At 63.7% G+C, this 2,890-nt stretch carries 3 protein-coding genes; 2 read left to right on the top strand and 1 reads right to left on the bottom strand.

The features are described from left to right. Positions 1-189 (bottom strand): hypothetical protein (locus Q0072_RS12295; RefSeq protein WP_298330495.1); only part of this gene is annotated, 189 nt, incomplete at its 3' end. Positions 190-581: 392 nt separating this feature from the next. Between Q0072_RS12295 and Q0072_RS12300 the strand changes: the two genes are divergently transcribed. Further along, complete coding sequence (locus Q0072_RS12300; protein ID WP_298330497.1) at positions 582-2,060, top strand: PAS domain-containing methyl-accepting chemotaxis protein; 1,479 nt, start codon at positions 582-584, stop codon at positions 2,058-2,060. 100 nt (positions 2,061-2,160) lie between these two features. Beyond that, positions 2,161-2,890 (top strand): helix-turn-helix domain-containing protein (locus tag Q0072_RS12305; RefSeq protein ID WP_298330499.1); only part of this gene is annotated, 730 nt, incomplete at its 3' end.

Consider the following 2,890-nt stretch of genomic DNA (forward strand, 5'->3'; position numbering starts at 1 on the left):
CAGCACCGACAGCGCCACCAGGGCCAGGGCCGCGCGCGGCAACCGCTGCACCCAGGCCGGATGCACCCGTGCCACACGCAGCCACGCATCCTCGGGCATGCGGATCGGGCCGGGCCGCACCGCCTCCCCCGTCAGCAGGACGCTGTGGGAAAAATAGACGTTCCCCTGGTCATCACGATAAAGCGGCACGCGGCCCCCTCTGTTTCAGGTGTTCTACCGGTTTGTGCGCATGATACCCGTTTGCTCGGATGCCGGGAACCCCCGGCCACTCCTACCCGCGGCACCGCGACCCGCCGGTCCGGATCGCTGCATCCTGCTGCACAGCAGCATTAGGGTCATTGTTCAAAAAAGACAAATCAATGGGAATTTGGCACGTCAAAGCCGATCAGGCCCCTTTGGCTCCGCAATACTTGGCTTTGCGCCTGCCTATCCTACGCGAACGGATAGCCTATCCCTTCGTATGCATTGTGACCTAGGCCAAACGTCTTATCTCGCCATCCTGAAAACGATTGGCCGGGCGAAACAGGTAGCAGCGCCGGGCTGGTCACGGGTCAATCATCGCAAACGAGGGGGAGAGGGTCATGTTCGGGATGGCAAAGGCGGATAATCAGGGCCAGTTGAAGTCGCAGGCCATGGATCTGGTACGCGCCAACATCATGATCGCCAACGCCGATCTGGTGATCACCTACGTGAACCCCTCGTTGCAGGGTTTTCTGTCGGAGGCGGAGGCCGATCTGAGGAAGGAGCTGCCGCGCTTCAGCATGGCCAGCCTGATCGGCTCCAACATCGACATTTTCCACAAGAACCCCACGCATCAGCGCACCATGCTGTCGGCGCTCACCCGCGCGCATGAGGCGACGATCAAGGTCGGTACCCGCATGTTCGACCTGCTGGTCAGCCCGATCACCACCAATGGCGTGCGCTCCGGCTATGTCGTGGAATGGGCCAATGCCGCCGAACGGCTGGCCAATCTGGCCTATGCAGCACAGAGCAAGGCCATTGGCCGCAACGCCGCTATCATCGAATTCGCGCCCGACGGTACCATTCTGGAAGCCAATGATATTTTCCTGTCGGCCATGGGCTACCGCCTGGATGAGGTGAAGGGCCGCCACCACTCCATCTTCATGGCACCGGACCAGCGGGAAAGCGAAACCTATCGCATCTTCTGGGATAAGCTGCGCAAGGGGGAGTTTCAGTCGGGCCGCTTCCGTCGCCTGTCCAAGACCGGGGCGGATGTCTGGATTGAGGGTTCCTACAACCCCGTGCTGGACGGCAACGGCAAGGTGACAAAGGTGGTCAAGCTGGCCAGCAATGTCACCGATCAGGTGCGCCTGCTGGCCGACTTGAAAAGCCTGATTGACGAGAATTTCGCCGAGATTGACAGCGCAGTCCAGCAATCCTCCAAGGATTGCAGCGGGGCCACATCCGCCGTCGCCGGGTCGCTGACCAACATGCGTACCGTCCTGGATGGCGCGCGCGACATGGCCAGCTCCGTGGCGGAAATCGCCCAGACCATGATCCGGTCTCGTAACGCGGTAGAGGCAGCGGGCAAGGAGGCCGAGCTGGTGGCACAGCAGGCCGACCGCCTGATCAATGCCGCCCAGGCCATGAACAGCGTGGTGGTACTGATCCGCGACATTGCCGGCCAGATCAACCTTCTGGCGCTGAACGCCACCATCGAGGCAGCGCGCGCCGGGGAGGCCGGCAAGGGTTTCGCGGTGGTCGCGTCGGAGGTGAAGGGTCTCGCCAATCAGTCAGCCCGCGCCACCGAACAGATTTCCACAGAAATCGAGAATATTCAGCGCACCAGTAATGAAGTGGCCAATGCCGTGCGCGGCATCACCGGCGCCATCGGCAGCGTCAGCGGCTATGTCAATTCAACCGCCGCCGCCATGGAACAGCAAAGTGCCGTAACCCGTGAAATCAGCACCCGCATGGACGTCACGTCCCATGCCGTTACCCAGGTTTCGGCCAATATCGACACCATCTCGTCGGCGGTGGGCATGGTGGCGGCTGCCGTCACCAAAACCCGACAAGCAGCAGAGGTGCTCGCCCGCTGATCCGGGTCGGGGTGGGCATTGGGCTCCAATGACTATTGTCATTGTTTTGGGAAAATTGTAGGATTTTATTCTCCTATTTTCCCAACCCCCGGAGCCTCCCATGCCACAGCCCCGCCTGACCGACCCGCCAGCCAGCACCCTGCCGCTGGACCCGGCCTTTGATGCGCTGACGCCGGATGAGCAGGCCCAGGCCTGGTGGCGCGGCACGGATGATGAGAATGCCGTGCGGGCCGGGGATGATGTGGAATGGGCGCATGAAGACTATTTTCCTTCCGGGCTGGGCCGTTCCCGGCTGAAGGATGAGGATTGGGCGCGGGTGGCCTATTTCATCGCGGCGGGTGTATCGACGACGGAGGTGGCCAAACATTTCGGGGTGTCGCGCAGCACCATCTGGCGCGGCATGCAGCGTTCGTCGGGCCTGCGTCACCGGGTCCAGGCCGAACGCCGCATGTTTCAGCGCGAAAGCGACAATCGTTTTGTCGCCCTGCGCCATGCCGTGGTCGATGGGCTGCAGCACGCGATCAGCGCCGGCAATATCCGGGTCCTGCTCTGGGCCGCCGACCGGCTGGATCTGGGCGGCACCTTGCTGCCGGCTGACCAACGGCCCGACCGGCCGCCCCGCCGACGGCGCCTGCCCCGGCTTCGCCGCGCCCCGGCCGCCGTGCAGGATATCCTGATGGCGGCGGACCGGGCGGATGGCCCTAACCCATCCGGTACCGAAACAATCCCGGAATCGTCGGCACCCGTGCCCGAGACCAGGCCCGAAGCACCGCCCGTGCCCGCGCCGGCGGACCCCGCCGCCCCTGCGGCGGCGTCCGTCACCCCGGCCG

Origin of the sequence: Asticcacaulis sp. (assembly GCF_027484505.1) — a bacterium.
Lineage (GTDB): Bacteria > Pseudomonadota > Alphaproteobacteria > Caulobacterales > Caulobacteraceae > Asticcacaulis.